This window comes from Nocardia sp. bgisy118 (assembly GCF_057708605.1).
On the sequence record NZ_JBYISM010000087.1, the window covers coordinates 1 to 730 of the forward strand.

The following is a 730-nucleotide window of genomic DNA, read 5'->3' on the forward strand; positions in this document are numbered from 1 at the left end:
ATCCGAGTCGTACAGCGCTTCTACATCCCAGCCCCGGTCGGTTGGCCACTCCGAAATCCCATCACCACCGGACGCGACGAGATCCCACAGTCCTTCCGGAGACCGCACACCCCCCGGCAACCGGCACGCCATCCCCACAATCGCAATCGGCTCATCCATCGCCACCGCCACCGCCACTGGCACCGGTGCCGCACTTCCAGCCCCGGCATTCTCGGCGACCTGCGTGGTCAAATAGGCCGCCAGTGCAGTGGGGTTCGGATAGTCGAACACCAACGTGGCCGGCAAACGGAGCCCGGTCACAGCCCCCAACCGGTTGCGGAGTTCGACCGCGGTCAGCGAGTCGAACCCGGCCTCGGTGAACGCCCGCTCCGGATCCACCGCAGCGGCCGTGGCATGGCCCAGCACCGCGGCGATCTCACCGCGCACCACCTCCAAAACCACAGCCTGCTGCTCCAGTGCGGGTATCCCCGACAGTCGCCGGTTCAACACCGACCCACCGGCAGACGCAACGGCTTGCATCCGGGGGGCTGGACGCCGCACCAGGGCGCGCAACAGCGCCGGAACCGGGCCGGCTCCGGCCGAAGACCGCAGGGCTTTGGCATCTAGTAGTGCCGGCACCCTCACTGCCGGTCCCGACGACCCCGCCAGGACCGCGATGTCGAACAACTCCAGCCCCTGCTGCGCACTCAACGCTGTGACGCCTGCGCGGTTCATGCGGGCACGATCAGCG

Annotated in this window: 1 protein-coding gene; it reads right to left on the minus strand. The window is 68.4% G+C overall.

Annotation, left to right across the window (positions count from 1 at the left end):
- Positions 1-714: acyl carrier protein (locus AC3EO7_RS37830; RefSeq protein ID WP_435593886.1), on the minus strand; the 714-nt coding region annotated here is incomplete at its 3' end.
- Positions 715-730 lie beyond the last annotated feature (16 nt).